This is a genomic window from Micromonospora yongxingensis, from assembly GCF_052601155.1.
Window position 1 is genome coordinate 1 of the sequence record NZ_JBQXEO010000035.1, and the last position, 15,138, is coordinate 15,138.

14 protein-coding genes are annotated in these 15,138 nt (G+C 70.7%); 8 read left to right on the top strand and 6 right to left on the bottom strand.

All coding sequences use genetic code 11. The features are described 5' to 3' along the window. Nucleotides 1-158 precede the first annotated feature (158 nt). The 4 genes from ACTWLT_RS29040 (at nucleotide 159) to mshC (ending at nucleotide 3,704) form a co-directional block, all read left to right on the top strand. Nucleotides 159-881, top strand: a complete 723-nt coding sequence (locus ACTWLT_RS29040) for a histidine phosphatase family protein (protein WP_445321112.1) — start codon at nucleotides 159-161, stop codon at nucleotides 879-881. A gap of 118 nt (nucleotides 882-999) precedes the next feature. Further along, complete coding sequence (locus ACTWLT_RS29045) at nucleotides 1,000-1,584, top strand: Rv2134c family protein (RefSeq protein ID WP_252414768.1); 585 nt, start codon at nucleotides 1,000-1,002, stop codon at nucleotides 1,582-1,584. After that, nucleotides 1,581-2,399 carry an Rv2133c family protein gene (locus ACTWLT_RS29050; protein WP_445321113.1) on the top strand — a complete coding sequence of 273 codons (819 nt, stop codon included), beginning with the start codon at nucleotides 1,581-1,583 and terminating at the stop codon, nucleotides 2,397-2,399. The genes ACTWLT_RS29045 and ACTWLT_RS29050 overlap by 4 nt, the downstream gene beginning before the upstream one ends. A gap of 66 nt (nucleotides 2,400-2,465) precedes the next feature. Further along, nucleotides 2,466-3,704, top strand: coding sequence for a cysteine--1-D-myo-inosityl 2-amino-2-deoxy-alpha-D-glucopyranoside ligase (gene mshC, locus ACTWLT_RS29055; protein WP_445321114.1), 1,239 nt, complete (start codon nucleotides 2,466-2,468; stop codon nucleotides 3,702-3,704). 93 nt (nucleotides 3,705-3,797) lie between these two features. On the opposite strand, the gene ACTWLT_RS29060 is transcribed toward mshC, so the two are convergent. Continuing rightward, nucleotides 3,798-4,589, bottom strand: coding sequence for a GntR family transcriptional regulator (locus ACTWLT_RS29060; RefSeq protein WP_252414762.1), 792 nt, complete (start codon nucleotides 4,587-4,589; stop codon nucleotides 3,798-3,800). A 148-nt stretch (nucleotides 4,590-4,737) separates the two neighbouring features. Then, the gene (locus tag ACTWLT_RS29065) at nucleotides 4,738-5,607 is read right to left on the bottom strand and encodes a PAC2 family protein (protein WP_252414760.1); all 870 of its coding nucleotides are present in this window, start codon (nucleotides 5,605-5,607) and stop codon (nucleotides 4,738-4,740) included. A gap of 278 nt (nucleotides 5,608-5,885) precedes the next feature. On the opposite strand from ACTWLT_RS29065, the gene metH reads away from it, so the two are divergent. From metH to coaD, 4 genes are all read left to right on the top strand, one after another. Next, nucleotides 5,886-9,386, top strand: a complete 3,501-nt coding sequence (metH, locus tag ACTWLT_RS29070; protein WP_445321157.1) for a methionine synthase — start codon at nucleotides 5,886-5,888, stop codon at nucleotides 9,384-9,386. 186 nt (nucleotides 9,387-9,572) lie between these two features. Further along, complete coding sequence (locus ACTWLT_RS29075) at nucleotides 9,573-10,346, top strand: phosphotransferase family protein (RefSeq protein WP_445321115.1); 774 nt, start codon at nucleotides 9,573-9,575, stop codon at nucleotides 10,344-10,346. A gap of 37 nt (nucleotides 10,347-10,383) precedes the next feature. Next, nucleotides 10,384-10,965, top strand: a complete 582-nt coding sequence (locus tag ACTWLT_RS29080) for a GNAT family N-acetyltransferase (protein WP_445321116.1) — start codon at nucleotides 10,384-10,386, stop codon at nucleotides 10,963-10,965. A gap of 283 nt (nucleotides 10,966-11,248) precedes the next feature. Further along, nucleotides 11,249-11,707, top strand: coding sequence for a pantetheine-phosphate adenylyltransferase (gene coaD, locus ACTWLT_RS29085; protein ID WP_445321117.1), 459 nt, complete (start codon nucleotides 11,249-11,251; stop codon nucleotides 11,705-11,707). A gap of 129 nt (nucleotides 11,708-11,836) precedes the next feature. Here coaD and ACTWLT_RS29090 read toward each other — a convergent pair whose 3' ends face one another. The 4 genes from ACTWLT_RS29090 to ACTWLT_RS29105 all read right to left on the bottom strand — a co-directional run bounded on the left by ACTWLT_RS29090 (nucleotide 11,837) and on the right by ACTWLT_RS29105 (nucleotide 15,118). After that, nucleotides 11,837-13,018: an SMI1/KNR4 family protein gene (locus tag ACTWLT_RS29090; protein WP_445321118.1), complete on the bottom strand. Its 1,182-nt coding sequence runs from the start codon at nucleotides 13,016-13,018 to the stop codon at nucleotides 11,837-11,839. A gap of 250 nt (nucleotides 13,019-13,268) precedes the next feature. Further along, on the bottom strand, nucleotides 13,269-13,475 hold the full coding sequence (locus tag ACTWLT_RS29095; protein WP_445321119.1) for a hypothetical protein: 207 nt from the start codon (nucleotides 13,473-13,475) through the stop codon (nucleotides 13,269-13,271). A 259-nt stretch (nucleotides 13,476-13,734) separates the two neighbouring features. Further along, entirely contained in the window at nucleotides 13,735-14,292 is a 558-nt protein-coding gene (locus ACTWLT_RS29100; protein ID WP_445321120.1) for a dihydrofolate reductase family protein, read from the bottom strand. Nucleotides 14,293-14,527: 235 nt separating this feature from the next. Continuing rightward, nucleotides 14,528-15,118, bottom strand: coding sequence for a DinB family protein (locus tag ACTWLT_RS29105; RefSeq protein WP_445321121.1), 591 nt, complete (start codon nucleotides 15,116-15,118; stop codon nucleotides 14,528-14,530). Nucleotides 15,119-15,138: the final 20 nt, after the last annotated feature.

The window sequence follows — 15,138 nt, forward strand, 5'->3', positions numbered from 1 at the left end:
CGCACCCGGCACATGACGGCCACGCCAACCCCCACCCGGCACAAACGGCCACGGATGACAGCGACCCCATGCCCCGACTCCAGCCGCAGGCCGCCATGAAGGAACCCGCGACGGCCTGCGACCTGCCAAGGCCAGGGGGTCGGGGAGCAGGCCCTAGGGTGGTCACCGTGGCGACCCTTCTGCTTCTGCGACACGGCCGGACGACCGCGAACGCGGACGGCGGCCTGGCCGGCCGCCAGCCGGTCGAGTTGGACGAGACGGGCCGGGCCCAGGCGTCCGCCGTCGGCGAGCGGCTGCGGCCCGTTCCCCTCGCGGCGGTGGTGACCAGTCCGCTCATCCGGTGCCGGCAGACCCTGGAGCTGGCTCTGCCCGAGGCCGCCCCGCTGGTGGAGGAGGGCCTGATCGAGTGTGACTACGGAGCGTGGGAGGGGCAGCCGCTGAAGAAGCTGGCCAAGGAGCCGCTCTGGCCGGTGGTCCAGCAGCACCCCAGCGCGGCCGTCTTCCCCGAGGGGGAGGCCATGGCGGCGATGGCGGCACGGGCGGTCGCGGCCGTACGGACGTGGGACGCCCGGATCACGGCCGAGCACGGCCCGGAGGCGGTCTGGTTGGCGTGCAGCCACGGCGATGTGATCAAGGCCATCGTGGCCGACGCGCTCGGCGTACACCTGGATCTGTTCCAGCGGATCGTGGCCGACCCGGCGTCGGTGACGGCGATCCGGTACACCTCGTTGCGGCCGTTCCTGCTGCGGCTCAACGACACCGGTGGCGACCTGACGGGGTTGGTGCCGCCGCCGCCCAAGCGTCGCCGACGGGCGGCGCGGGCGGCCGCAGCGGCCGACTCCGACGCGCCGGTCGGCGGCGGCGCGGGGGCGGGGCGGTGACGGGCCGCCATCCGCCACGCCCGGGTGTGGCGCCCGATACGCCGGGCGCGCCGGGGCGCGCGGTGATTCGCGTCGGTGGGGTGCGCGATGCCGTGGCGGGCCGGATAGGGTCGTGGGTATGACCCACCAGGTGCACGCCTTCGAACCGCCGGAGCGGTTCGTCGCCGGGACCGTCGGGCCGCCGGGGGAGCGCACGTTCTTCCTGCAGGCCCGCGGTGGCGGCCGGCTGGTCAGCGTCGCGCTGGAGAAGGTCCAGGTCTCCCTGCTCGCCGAGAAGCTGGAGGAGCTGCTCACCGAGGCGCAGCGGCGCTTCGGGGTGGACCTGCCCGAGCTGGCGCCGGTGATCGGCGACAACGAGCCACTGGACACTCCGGTCGACGAGGAGTTCCGGGTCGGGACCCTCGGGTTGGCCTTCGACGTGGACACCGCGACCGTGGTGATCGAGGCGATCGCCGCCGGCGAGGTGGAGGCCGAGGTCGAGCTGGGCGACGAGGACGACGACGAGGACGACGAGGACGAGGACGACGAGCCCGACGAGGACCTGGATCGGCTCCGGGTCCGGCTCACCCCGCAGGCCACCCGCCAGTTCATCGAGCGGGCCCGGCGAGTGGTGAACGCGGGCCGCCCGCCGTGTCCGCTCTGCGGCCAGCCGTTGGACCCCGCCGGGCACCTCTGCCCGCGGCACAACGGTTACCACCGGTGACCTCGTCCGGCCTCCAGCCCCGCCAGGACGGCGACGCCGCGCTGCGGTTGTTGCGTGACGGCGCGCTCGACCTGGAAGGGCGGCTGGTCGACGCGTCGAACACGACGCTGCGCGGCATCCTGACGCTCGACGGGCTCACCGCCCGCTGCGTCTACAAGCCGGTCCGTGGCGAGCGCCCACTCTGGGACTTCCCGGACGGCACGCTCGCGGGCCGGGAGGTGTCGGCGTACCTGGTGTCCCGGGCCACCGGCTGGGATCTGGTGCCGCCCACCCTGCTGCGGGACGGCCCGTTCGGGCCGGGGTCCTGTCAGCTCTGGATCGACGAGCCGGAGGACGCCGAGCCCCTGGTCGGCTTCGTGCCGGCCGAGGAGCTGCCACCGCGCTGGTTCCCGATCGCCGCCGCGCGTGACGACGACGGCGCCGCGTACGTGCTGGCCCACTCCGACGACCCGAGGCTGGCCCGGCTGGCGGTGCTCGATGCCGTGATCAACAACGCGGATCGCAAGGGCGGCCACGTCCTGGTCGGCACCGACGACCGGATCTACGGCGTGGACCACGGGGTGAGTTTCCACGTCGAGGACAAGCTGCGCACGGTGCTCTGGGGCTGGGCCGGCAAGCAACTGCCGCCGGATGCCGTGGACATGCTCGACGGGCTCGCCGGGCAGGTCGCCGGGGCGCTCGGCGCGGAGCTGGCCGACCACCTGACGATCAGCGAGATCGCCGAGCTGGCCGCCCGCGTCGACCGGCTGCGGCAGACCGGCCGCTTCCCGCAGCCGCCGGAGGACTGGCCGGCGGTGCCCTGGCCGCCCATGTGATCCACTGTCATCTTGATCACCCGTGGGGTCGCCCGGGGCGGTCGCGGGGCTGGCTAGGCTGAGGCCATGGAGTCTTGGGCGGGACACGAGGTGCCACGGCTGCCGGGCAGGGGCGAGCCGTTGGCGTTGTACGACTCGGCGCGGCAGGGCGTCCACCCGAGTGAGCCCGCCGAGGCGGGAAGCATGTACGTCTGCGGCATCACCCCGTACGACGCCACCCACCTCGGCCACGCCGCCACCATGATCACCTTTGATCTGGTGCAGCGGATGTGGCGCGACGCCGGCCGCCCGGTGCGCTACGTGCAGAACGTGACCGACATCGACGACCCGCTGCTGGAGCGGGCCGCCCGTGACGGCGAGGACTGGGTGGTCCTGGCGATGCGCGAGACGGCCCTGTTCCGGGAGGACATGGAGGCGCTGCGGATCATCCCGCCGGAGCACTACGTGGGCGCCGTCGAGTCGATCCCCGACATCGCCGACAAGGTCGAGGTTCTGCTCAAGGACGGGGCCGCGTACCGGCTCGACGACGGCACCGGCGATGTCTACTTCGACATCTCCTCGACGCCCCGGTTCGGCTACGAGTCCAACCTGACCCGCGAGCAGATGTTGGAGATCTTCCCGGAGCGCGGTGGCGACCCGGACCGGGCCGGCAAGCGCGACCCGCTGGACCCGCTGCTGTGGCGCGGCACCCGCGAGGGCGAGCCGTCCTGGCCGGGCGGGGAGCTGGGCCCGGGCCGCCCGGGCTGGCACATCGAGTGCGCGGTGATCGCGCTGAACCTGCTCGGCGACCGGATCGACGTGCAGGGCGGCGGCAACGACCTGCTGTTCCCGCACCACGAGGCGTCCGCCGCGCACGCCGAGCGGCTGACCGGCCAGGCGCCGTTCGCCGAGCACTACGTGCACGCCGGGATGATCGGCCTGGACGGCGAGAAGATGTCCAAGTCCCGCGGCAACCTGGTCTTCGTCTCCCGGCTGCGCGCCGACAAGGTCGACCCGATGGCGATCCGGCTGGCGCTGATGTCCGGGCACTACCGCAGCGACCGCACCTGGACCGACGAGTTGCTGACCGCCGCGCAGGAGCGCCTGGCCCGCTGGCGGCAGGCCGCCGCCGCGCCCGCCGGGCCGTCGGGGGCCGAGCTGCTGGCCGGGGTACGCGAACGCCTCGCCGACGACCTCGACACCCCCGGCGCCCTGGCGGTGGCCGACCGGTGGGCCGACGCGACCCTCGCCGGCACCACCGACGACCCCGAAGCCCCCGCCCTCTTCACCAAGACCGTGGACGCCCTTCTCGGCATCCGCCTCTGACCAATCCCGCCCTCTCAGGGGCGTCGATCATGAGGTTGGCAGGGGGATTCGGTCACTGTTCGACCCGTCGACCCCATGATCAACGAGGCGCGGTCAGCCCAGGACCAGGCCGGGGTCGGGTTCCGGGTCGGGGGTCGGGCCGGGGACCTGGTACTCCTCGGTGAGGGTGGTCATCGGGCCGGGCCAGGTGGCCTGGGCGACCTCGATCGGCTTGCGGTGGCTGTCGTACGCGACGTGCAGCAGGTGCAGCACCGGGGTGTCCGGCCGGATCTGGAGGGTCTCGGCCTCCTCCCGGCTGGGCTGGCGGGCGCTGATCGTGTCGGTGGCCGAGACGTAGCGCCGTCCGGTGGCCTCCTCGGCCTCCTGGTAGAGCGGCCGGCCGAACGCCTCGGCGCGCTCCAGGGAGGTGCCGGCGGTGTCGCCGGGCAGGAACCAGGAGGCGCCGACCTCGACGGGGGAGTCGTCGGTGCGTACCAGGTGTCGGCGGCAGAGCAGGTCGGTGCCGTCGGGTACGCCGAACGCGTCGGCCACCTCGGCGGGGGCCGGGGCGCGGCCGACCGAGACGAGTTGTTGGCGGTACCGGGCGGCGAGATCCGTGTGGTAGCCCCGGAAGCCGCCGTACCGGCCGCGGGAGAGCCGGTTGAGCCGGCGCCGGGTGCCCCGGACGTACGTACCGGATCCGGGCTTGGTGATCAGGATGCCCTCGACCCGTAGCTGGTCGACGGCGCGTTGGACGGTCTGCTTGGCGACGCCGAACATCTCGGCGATGGCCGGGATGGACGGCAGCCGCTCGCCCGGCCCCCAGTCGCCACGGCGCACCTGGGCCTTGAGCTGCGCGGCGATCTGCCGGTGCGGGAACTCGGCGGCCCCCGGGTTGATCTGCATACCCGCCTCCTTGATCACAGCTAGGTTCCTAGGATGCCCTAGCGGGTGTGACGCCGCCACCCCGGACACACCAAAAAAGGATGGCGAACACGAAAACGGGCCCCGGACACCGAAGGTCCGAGGCCCGTTTCGAAACGGGGGAGAGGCGCTACCAGGAACCCGCTGTGGGGCCTGCCGAGCCACCCCGGCGCCGTAGGTACTTCTCGAACTCCTGCGCGATCTCGTCACCGGTCAGCGGGGTGATCCCCTCGTCGCCGACGCGCTCCTCCAGCTCGCGGACGTACTCGCCGAGCTCCGCGTCCTGCTCGGCGGCGCTGCGCACCCGCTGCTCCCACTCGGCGGCCTCCTCGGCGAGGTCGGCCATCGGCACCGGCAGGTCGACGACCTCCTCGACCCGGTGCAGCAGGGCGAGGGTGGCCTTCGGGCAGGGCGGGTTGTTGGCGTAGTGCGGCACGTGCACCCAGAACGAGACGGCGTCCACCTCGGCGCGGGTGCAGGCGTCGTGCAGCACGCCGACGATGCCGGTCGGCCCGTCGTAGCGGGTGGGGGTGAGCTGGTAGCGCTCCGCGGCCTGGGCGTCGGAGGCGCTGCCGCTGATCGGCAGCGGCCGGGTGTACGGCACGTCGGCGAGCAACGCGCCGAGCAGGACCACCCGCTCGACCTCGAGGCTGTGGCAGATCTCCAGCACCTGCTCGCAGAACGTCCGCCAGCGCATGCTCGGCTCGATGCCCCGGATCAGCACCACGTCCCGCTCGGTGCCCTCCGGGCTGGCGACCATGAACCGGGTCGTCGGCCACTCCACCCGACGGGTCTCCCCGTCGGCCATCGTGATGGTGGGGCGGCTGACCTGAAAGTCGTAGAAGTCCTCCGGATCCAGCTCGGCGATCTGCCGGGCGTTCCAGACCTGCTCCAGGTGCTCGATGGCGGCCGTGGACGCGTCGGCGGCGTCGTTCCAGCCCTCGAACGCGGCGATGGCCACCGGGGACCGCAGCACCGGCAGTCCGTCGAACTCGGTCACGCCGTCACCTCACCCTGCTCGTCGCGGCCGGCACCGGGACCGCACCCGGTCGTCGGGCCGTAGGGCACGGCGGTGTCCCTGTTGTGCTTCACGTCCGCCAGCCTACGTGCCGGGCGGGGGCCTGGCCCGTCGGCCGCGCCGGCCGCCCCGACCGACGACCGGTCATACGATGGCGAACCGGACGAGCGTGATCCCGCTGACACAATATGGGATCGAGCACGGAGGGCGGTTGAGCGCGGCACGGCCCGCACTACCCTGAACGGGTGCGGACTTCGTTGATGGATGTGCTGGCCGACCGGATCCTCATCGCCGACGGGGCGATGGGCACGATGCTGCAGGCCGCTGACCTCACGCTCGACGACTTCGACGGGCTTGAGGGGTGCAACGAGATCCTCAACGTCACCCGCCCCGACGTGGTGCGCGGCGTACACGACGCCTACCTGGCCGCCGGCGCGGACTGCGTGGAGACCAACACGTTCGGCGCCAACCTCGCCAACCTCGCCGAGTACGACATCCCGCACCGTATCCGGGAGCTGTCCGAGGCGGGAGCCCGGATCGCCCGCGAGGCCGCCGACGCGGCCAGCACGCCGCAGCGGCCCCGGTTCGTGCTCGGCTCGATCGGGCCGGGCACCAAGCTGCCCACCCTCGGGCACGCCGCCTACGCGACGCTGCGCGACGCGTACCAGGAGAACGCCGCCGGGCTGATCGCCGGCGGCGCGGACGCGCTGATCATCGAGACCTGCCAGGACCTGCTCCAGGTCAAGGCCGCGGTGGTCGGGTCGAAGCGGGCGATGGCCGAGCTGGGCCAGTCGGTTCCGATCATCTGTCACGTCGCCGTGGAGACCACCGGCACGATGCTCGTGGGCAGCGAGATCGGGGCGGCCCTCGCCGCGATCGAGCCGCTCGGGGTGGATTTGATCGGGCTCAACTGCTCCACCGGCCCGGCGGAGATGAGCGAGCACCTGCGGTACCTGTCGCAGCACTCCCGGATCCCGCTGTCGGTGATGCCGAACGCCGGCCTGCCGGTGCTGACCGCCGACGGGGCGTACTTCCCGCTCACCCCGGTCGAGCTGGCCGACGCGCTGGAGCGGTTCATCACCGAGTACGGCGTGTCCCTGGTCGGGGGCTGTTGCGGCACCACCCCGGAGCACATCCGGGTGCTGTCCGAGCGGCTGCACGGCGTCACCGCCACGGCACGGGAGCCGCGGCACGAGGCGGGCGTCTCCTCGGTGTACCACCCGGTGCCGTTCGCCCAGGACGCGTCGGTGTTGATGGTGGGGGAGCGGACCAACGCCAACGGTTCCAGGGCGTTCCGGGAGGCGATGCTCGCCGCGGACTGGCGGGCCTGCGTGGAGATCGCCCGCAGCCAGGCGCGGGACGGCTCGCACCTGCTGGACCTGTGCGTCGACTACGTCGGCCGCGACGGCACCCAGGACATGCGGGAGCTGGCGGGCCGGTTCGCCACCGCGTCGACGCTGCCGATCATGTTGGACTCCACCGAGCCGGCCGTCGTCGAGGCCGGTCTGGAGATGCTCGGCGGCCGGTGCGTGGTCAACTCGGTGAACTTCGAGGACGGCGACGGCCCCGACTCCCGGTACGCGCGGGTGATGCCCATCGTCCGTGAGCACGGCGCGGCCGTGGTGGCGCTGCTCATCGACGAGGAGGGGCAGGCGCGTACGCAGGAGTGGAAGGTCCGGGTCGCGGCACGGCTGATCGACGACCTGACCGGCCGCTGGGGGATGGACCGGGCGGACATCCTGATCGACGCGTTGACCTTCCCGATCGCCACCGGGCAGGAGGAGACCCGCCGCGACGGCCTAGAGACGATCGAGGCGATCCGGGAGATCGCCCGCCGCTACCCGGGGGTCAACTTCACCCTCGGCATCTCGAACATCTCCTTCGGGCTCAACCCGGCCGCCCGGCAGGTGCTCAACTCGGTGTTCCTGCACGAGTGCGTCCAGGCCGGGCTGACCTCGGCGATCGTGCACGCCAGCAAGATCCTGCCGATGTCGAAGATCCCCGACGAGCAGCGCGAGGTCGCGCTGGACCTGGTCTACGACCGGCGCCGCGAGGGGTACGACCCGGTGCAGCGTTTCCTCGAACTCTTCGAGGGCGTGGACGTGACCAGCGCCCGGGCCAGCCGGGCGCAGGAACTGGCCGCGCTGCCGCTGGACGAGCGGCTCAAGCGGCGGATCATCGACGGCGAGCGCAACGGCCTGGAGGCCGACCTGGACTCGGCGATGGCCGGCGGCCGGTCGCCACTGTCGATCATCAACGACATCCTGCTGGACGGCATGAAGGTCGTCGGGGAGCTGTTCGGCTCCGGGCAGATGCAGCTGCCGTTCGTGCTCCAGTCCGCCGAGGTGATGAAGACCGCGGTGGCGTACCTGGAGCCGCACATGGAGACCGCGGAGGACGGCGGCAAGGGCCGCATCGTGCTGGCCACCGTGCGCGGCGACGTGCACGACATCGGCAAGAACCTGGTCGACATCATCTTGAGCAACAACGGCTACGAGGTGGTGAACATCGGCATCAAGCAGCCGATCAGCGCCATCCTGGACGCCGCCGAGCAGCACCGGGCCGACGCGATCGGGATGTCCGGGCTGCTGGTGAAGAGCACCGTGATCATGAAGGAGAACCTCGCCGAGATGGCCACCCGCGGTGTCGCGGAGCGCTGGCCGGTGCTCCTGGGCGGGGCGGCGCTCACCCGCGCGTACGTCGAGGACGACCTGCGGTCGATGTTCCCCGGGCAGGTGCACTACGCGCGGGACGCGTTCGAGGGTCTGTCCCTGATGGACAAGGTGATGACCGCCAAGCGGGGCGGCGCGCCGGTGATCGACCCGGAGCGGGAAGCGGCTCTGGCGGCGCGGCGGGCGCGCCGGGAACGGCAGCGGTCGATGGTGACCGAGTCCCTGCCGGAGCTGGACGACTCCTCGATCCGCTCCAACGTGGCTGCCGACGTGGCCGTGCCCACGCCGCCGTTCTTCGGCACGCGGGTGGTCAAGGGCGTGCCGATGGCCGACTACGCGGCGTTGCTCGACGAGCGGGCCACGTTCCGCGGGCAGTGGGGGCTGAACGGCGCCCGCGGCGGCAACGGTCCGTCCTACGAGGAGTTGGTCGAGACCGAAGGTCGGCCGCGTCTGCGGTACTGGTTGGACCGGCTGATCGCCGACCAGGTGCTGGAGGCAGCGGTCGTGTACGGCTACTTCCCCGCGTACTCCGAAGGCAACGACCTGGTGGTGCTCGACGAGAACGGGCACGCGGAGCGCGCCCGGTTCTCCTTCCCCCGGCAGCGGCAGGAGCGGCGGCTCTGCCTGGCGGACTTCTTCCGACCCAAGGGCGACCAGCTCGATGTGGTCGCGTTGCAGCTGGTCACCGTCGGCCAGCCGGTCAGCGAGTACGCGGCCAAGCTGTTCGCCCGCAACGAGTACCGCGACTACCTGGAGGTGCACGGGCTGTCGGTGCAGCTCACCGAGGCCCTCGCCGAGTACTGGCACCGGCGCATCCGCGCCGAGCTGACCCTGCCCGACGGCCGCACCATCGCCGACGACGACCCAGCGGACCTGGCCGGCCTGCTGCGCAACGACTACCGGGGCTGCCGGTACGCGTTCGGCTACCCGGCCTGCCCCGACCTGGAGGACCGGGCGAAGATCGTGGAGCTGCTCGGGTCGGAGCGGATCGGCGTGGAGCTGTCCGAGGAGTTCCAGCTCATGCCGGAGCAGGCCACCGACGCCATCGTGGTCCACCACCCGGAGGCCAGCTACTTCAACGCCAAGTGACGCCGCCACCGCGACCGAACTGCGCAAACACCCTCCGGCAAGCAGTTGGGCCGTGGCCAGGCCGTGAGAGGCGTCCAGGCCGCGGCCGAGGGCTGCGTCGATCGCACGGCGGGTACGGTCCTCGCTGCTCGGTGACAAGTGGGTGCAGACCCGCTGCGTGAAGCCGGGGGCGCACGCAATAAGCCGGTGACGTCGGTGGTCATCTCCGCGACACTGGCCGACGTGGAAGAGGTCGAGGTCGTCGTCGCCCATCAGGAGCGCGCGACCGTGCGCGTCGGCGACGTGTTCCTGAAGATCGACGCGGACCAGACTCGCACCGATGTCGAGGTCGAGGCGATGGCCATGGCGCCGATCCCCACCCCGGAGATCCTGTGGCGGAAGCCGCCCGTACTCGCTCTCGCCGCCCTCCCCGGGACGGCACTCGGCCGCCTCGGCGAGCCGTCGACCGCGTCGTCGGCGGCGTGGGCCGCGGCCGGTGCCGCCGCACGGATGCTGCACGACGCGCCGTTGCCGCCATGGCCCGGTCGCCGCCTCGACGACCTGGCGTCGCGCCTCGACGGTGAATGCGAGTGGCTCGTCGGGAACGGCGTCCTTCCCGCTGACCTGGTCACGCGCAACCGCCGAGTTGCCGAGGCCGCGCTTCGGCCGTGGACTCCGGTGTTCATGCACGGCGACCTGCAGATCGCCCATGTGTTCGTCGACGACGACGAGATCACCGGCGTGGTCGACTGGTCCGAGGCGGGACAGGGCGATGCCCTGTACGACCTCGCCAGCTTGACGCTCGGACACGAGGAGCACCTTGGCGACGTCGTCGCCGGCTATGGCACCGACGTCGACCTGGATGTCATCCGCGCGTGGTGGTCATTGCGAAGCCTGCTGGCGATCCGCTGGCTGGTGGAACACGGCTTCGACCCGGCCGCGCCAGGCTGCGAGGTCGACGTGCTGAAATCCCGGATGTGAGGCTCTGGTTGATCGGCCACCAGTCCCGGGAGAGAACATGACGCGCATGTCGCTGCCCACGCCCACGCTGCACACCACTCGCCTTCGGTTGCGTCCCTTCGACGACGCCGATGCGAACGACCTCTTCGCGCTGCACAGCAGCGCCCACGTGCTGCGCTACTGGGACTCGCCGCCGTGGAGCGACCGCGTGCGCGCCGAGCGGTTCATCACGGCTTGCCGTCAGATGGCAGAGGAGGGCACCGGGGCGCGACTGGCCGTGGATCGTGTCTCCGGCGGGGAGTTCATCGGCTGGTGCAGCCTGAACCGGTGGAATCCGGACTACCGCAGCGCATCGCTGGGCTACTGCTTCGACGATGCCGCGTGGGGCCACGGCTACGCGACGGAGGCCGCGCGCGCTGTGCTGCGGTGGGCATTCGACACACTGGACCTCAATCGCGTCCAGGCCGAGACCGACACACGCAACGTGGCATCTGCCCGCGTGCTGGAGAAGCTCGGGTTCGTGCGTGAAGGGACGTTGCGGGAAGACTGCGTCGTGAACGGCGAGGTCTCTGACTCGTGGGTCTACGGGCTGATCAGGCGAGAGTGGCGGCCGTCGTCTGAGCCGGTGCCCGTCCGCTGAGTCCTTGCTTCCTCGCGCGACGTGGCCCGGCATCCGGGTGCTTCGCTTCGCCGCGTCGAGAGACCGGCGGGCACTCTCATGCCGCAATCCGGGCGCGAAGGTGTCGCGGATCAGTTGGCGGGACGAGTGTCGCGGGTCGCTCATGACGCCCGGTGGGCGGCAGATCAGGATGTCGGAGGTGGTCGGCGGTGACGACAAGCCCGAGTCGGGTCGGCACATGCGCGGCTGGGATGATCGCGGGCATGTGGTGTGAGTCGCGGTGACGGCTACGTCGGATCGTGGAGTGGCACCGGTACGCGGTTCGTTGGCGGTCTATCCCGGCACGTTCGATCCGTTCACGCCGGGGCACCGCGACCTGGTGGCCCGTGCTCGGGTGATGTTCGACCGGGTCATCGTGTTGCTGGCGGTGAACGCCGCCAAGCAACCAACCGCCGATGCCATGGCCAGGGCCGTACGCGTGCGTGACGCCATGCCGGCAGCCTGGGGCAATGTCGAGGTGGACACCTGGACCGGCCTGACCACTGCCTACTGTCTGCGCCTCGGTGCCACGGTCATCGTCCGTGGCGTGCGCACGGCCGCGGACCTTCGCTACGAGTACCAGCTCGCTGCGATGAACGAGCAACTCGGGATTCAGACCGTCTGGTTGCCGTCCCGTCCGCAGTTGGCCGCCACGTCGTCAACGGTCGCACGCGCCTACCGCTCGGCACAGTCGGCCCGTCCGTCGCATAACGCTGAGGAGTGACGCCGGGTCGGCGGCAAATCCGGACGGTCTGAGCTGAGCGCGAAGCGCGGCCACGGTGGGCCGCCCGATGTGGACATCCTTCAGCCCGCGAGGCACGAAGGACCCCGGGGCCTGGGCGTCCGGCTCTGTCTACCAATAAGCTTCGTCGTCCCATGATTCGAAGTCGATGAATGCCAACGGATCATCAAGTGCGTCCAGGCCCGGCAGCCCCTCCGTGGCGAAGCGCCCCCGCACCCACTCCAGCAGAGTGTCCGTCAGGTTGTTGGGCAGCGGCGGCCCCTGGTCCGCGTGCCGGGGAGAGACGATCAGCGGCCACTGGTCGGGATCCCCCTCGGTCAGCCAGCCGAGTTGGTCGCCGTCGATCGAGCTTGCGAACGGCAGGAAGCCCCCGGGCTCGGGCCAGACGGGCAGCGGGTGATACTCCGGGAACGCCGCCCGAAGCTCGCGGTACCCGTCCAGCACCTGCGCCGCGTGGTACGCGAAGCCCCGGCCGTTGGTGCGCAACGGCGTGACGAAATTCAGCCACTTGCACCAGTTTCCGGCGCCATAGCGGTCTATCAGGGACACATATTCGTCGGGCAGTCGAGTGCCCAGCTCCTCGAACAGGTCGGTCCAGGTGCCGCCGCCGAGGTACGGCGCCTCGGGTGGAGGCACGAGAAGGCTCAACGCCGCCAGCCCGGTGCCCTGGGTGAGCGCGGCCCGCCGGAGCGCCTCAGGCACCACCTCTGGGCGGGGCGTGGGCGGTGACCACGAGCCCGCGTCGGTGAGGAACGCCGTCCGCCGTGCGGTCGCTGGCAGCGGCCCGATCCGCCCACCGCCGGGGAGCAGAAGCCCGGTGTGAACGGCCGCGGCCAGCGTGTCCAGCAACGGCATCTCGTAGCTGTGCCATGGGTTGACGCCATGGTGGACGGCATCCTGATGAAAGATGACAACCGGCCACTGATCCGGATCGTCGGATGCTGCGGTGTCCCAGAACAGACGGCTGGCCGAGCGCGTTTCCCCCCAGGCAAGCAGGCCAGCATCCGCGGGATGGAAAGCCGGAGGCTCGTACGGCGGGACCTGCCGCGAGGCGACACGACAGTGCCGGTGGATTTCCTGCAGCCAGTTGCCGTAGTCGAAACGATCCTTCTGGACACAGGGTGAGTGCAGCCAGATGAACTCACCGATGTCGAGCGGCCCATAGGTTGAAACCAACGACTTGTAGTCGCCCGGCAGCGGGAGACCGAGCCAGGCCTCCACCACATCCCATTCGACGGGGACAGCGTTGGCCGGCGGTGGCCCAAAAATCGCGGTGAAGGACGGCGTATCCACGAGCGGATTGTTGCACCGGTGGCACCCGCACTCCACCGCCGCCCACCCACGTATGGTCACTCCACAACCGGACGCCTTCGTCATCACGTCTATCTACGTCGTGTCGTCACACGACCTCAACCAAGGTCCCTGGACAGCACACCTAGACGCTGCTCGGATCGCCGGCCACTGCGTGGACGGCGGACCGCGGCTTCGCGGATGCGTGGCAAGGGTGGGCAACCCTTCGACGAAGGGTTTGGGGGACAGCGGGTCACCACAGCTCGTCGAGGGCTGCGATCTGCTTGTGGAGGGTTCGGGCGTCCTGCGGAGGCAGGACGGTAACGACGACGTCCAGGATCCAGCGCAGCTCGGGCGGATTCGGACAGCACGCCATCACTCCGCAGCCGGCAGTCGGGTCCCACAAGCGATGCCCGGGGTGGCGCACGAACCACGACCAGGTCTGCAGTGCCTCGGACACGGCCTGGTTCCAGAGGCGGGTTCGTTCGAGGTAGGCGATGGCCTTCAGGCCGCGAGCCGAAAGCCCGGGGATGACGGAGGTTGACCCGTCAAGCGGTCGGCGATAGATGGAGTCGGCACGCAGTTGTGCGGGGCGCCTACGCGGCATTGCCCTTTCGTGGAGTCGACATGCCGATCATGGTTGCACACTCGGCGCTGCGCGGCGAGCGCGAGGAGGACGCCGCGCTGCCGGTGAGCTGGCGGCGATGGACTCCCGTGATTCAGCGCGCGCGGCGGTAGTGCATGGCCACCGCGCCGTTGTGGAGCGGTTTCGCCGAGAGCAGCTCGAGCTGGCGCGTGGCGGGCAGCCCGCCCTGGTACAGCGTCGGGCCGTGGCCGGCGATCCTGGGATGGACGAGCAGCTTGTACTCGTCGATCAGGTCCAGCCGGTCGAGCTCGGTCGCGAGCTTGCCGCTTCCGAGGAGGACCCCGGCCGGGGTCGCGTCCTTGAGCTTCTGCACGCCCTCGCGCAGATCGCCGGCGATGTGGTGGCTGTTGGTCCACGGGAAGTCCTTGCGCGTCGACGACACCACGTATTTGGGTTTGGCTCCCAGCTTGACCGCCCACTCGCGCATGGCCGGCGGCGCCTTCTCGTCGCCGCGGGCGACGGCCGGCCAGTAGCTCTCCATCATCTCGTAGGTGACGCGACCCCACAGCATCGCCCCGCTCTCGTCCATGAGACGGGTGAAGAAGGCGTGCGTCTCGTCGTCGGCGATCCCCTCCTGGTGGTCGACGCAACCGTCCAGGGTGAGGTTGAGGCTGAAGGTGAGGAGTCCCATGGCCGGCGACTCTAACGCCACTTTGAGGTCGGTAGAGTGAAGCCACACCCGCATTTGATCCCGTTGTCTACCGGCAGCGGCATGCCGTCGAGTGCGGTATCAACCAGCTCAAACAGCACCGCGCCATGGCCACCAGGTACGACGAACTCCCCGTTCGCTACGAAGCCACCCTCACCATCGCCGCCATCAACCAAGGGCTGCGCGCCTAGTGGTCCAGAATGGCCAATTACCATGGCTATTCGAACCGGTCAGCGAGCTTCGTCAGCTTGGTGACGTACGCCGGCCAGTCGTAGTCGTTGGGGATGTTGGTGGTCTCCCGCCGCAGGCCGATCGCCGTGTCGTGCTGCTCGCGCATGATGTCGGCGTGACCGGCGTGACGAGCGAGGTCGCAGGTCACGTGGACGATGATTCGTTGCAGTGTCACGGCCTGGCCGCCCGGCCGCCACCACGACACCCGCCCCGGCGCGTCGAGCGGTAGCTGTTCGATCGTCTGGTCCGCGAACGCTCCGACACGGCGGTACAGGTCGATCAGCCCATCTTTCGTCTCGTCCTCCCGCGCGTACCAGTCCGCCTGGGGGTCCTCCTCGAACGCCTGCATGGGGACCAGTTCCTCGGGCGTCGGGAAGTCGCGCCCGAAGGTGGGCCCGAAGTAGCTGGCCTCCACGTTGAGGCAATGCTTGATGACGCCCAGCAGGTTGTTGCCGGTCGCGGTGCGGGGAAGTCTGGCTTCCCGTTCGCTCAGCCCGTCGAGCTTCCAGATCAGGTCCTCGCGGGTCTCCTGGAGGTAGTGGTGCAGCGCGGTTTTCGCATCGCCGAGGTCAGCCATGCCCGCCAGTCTCCCTCAAG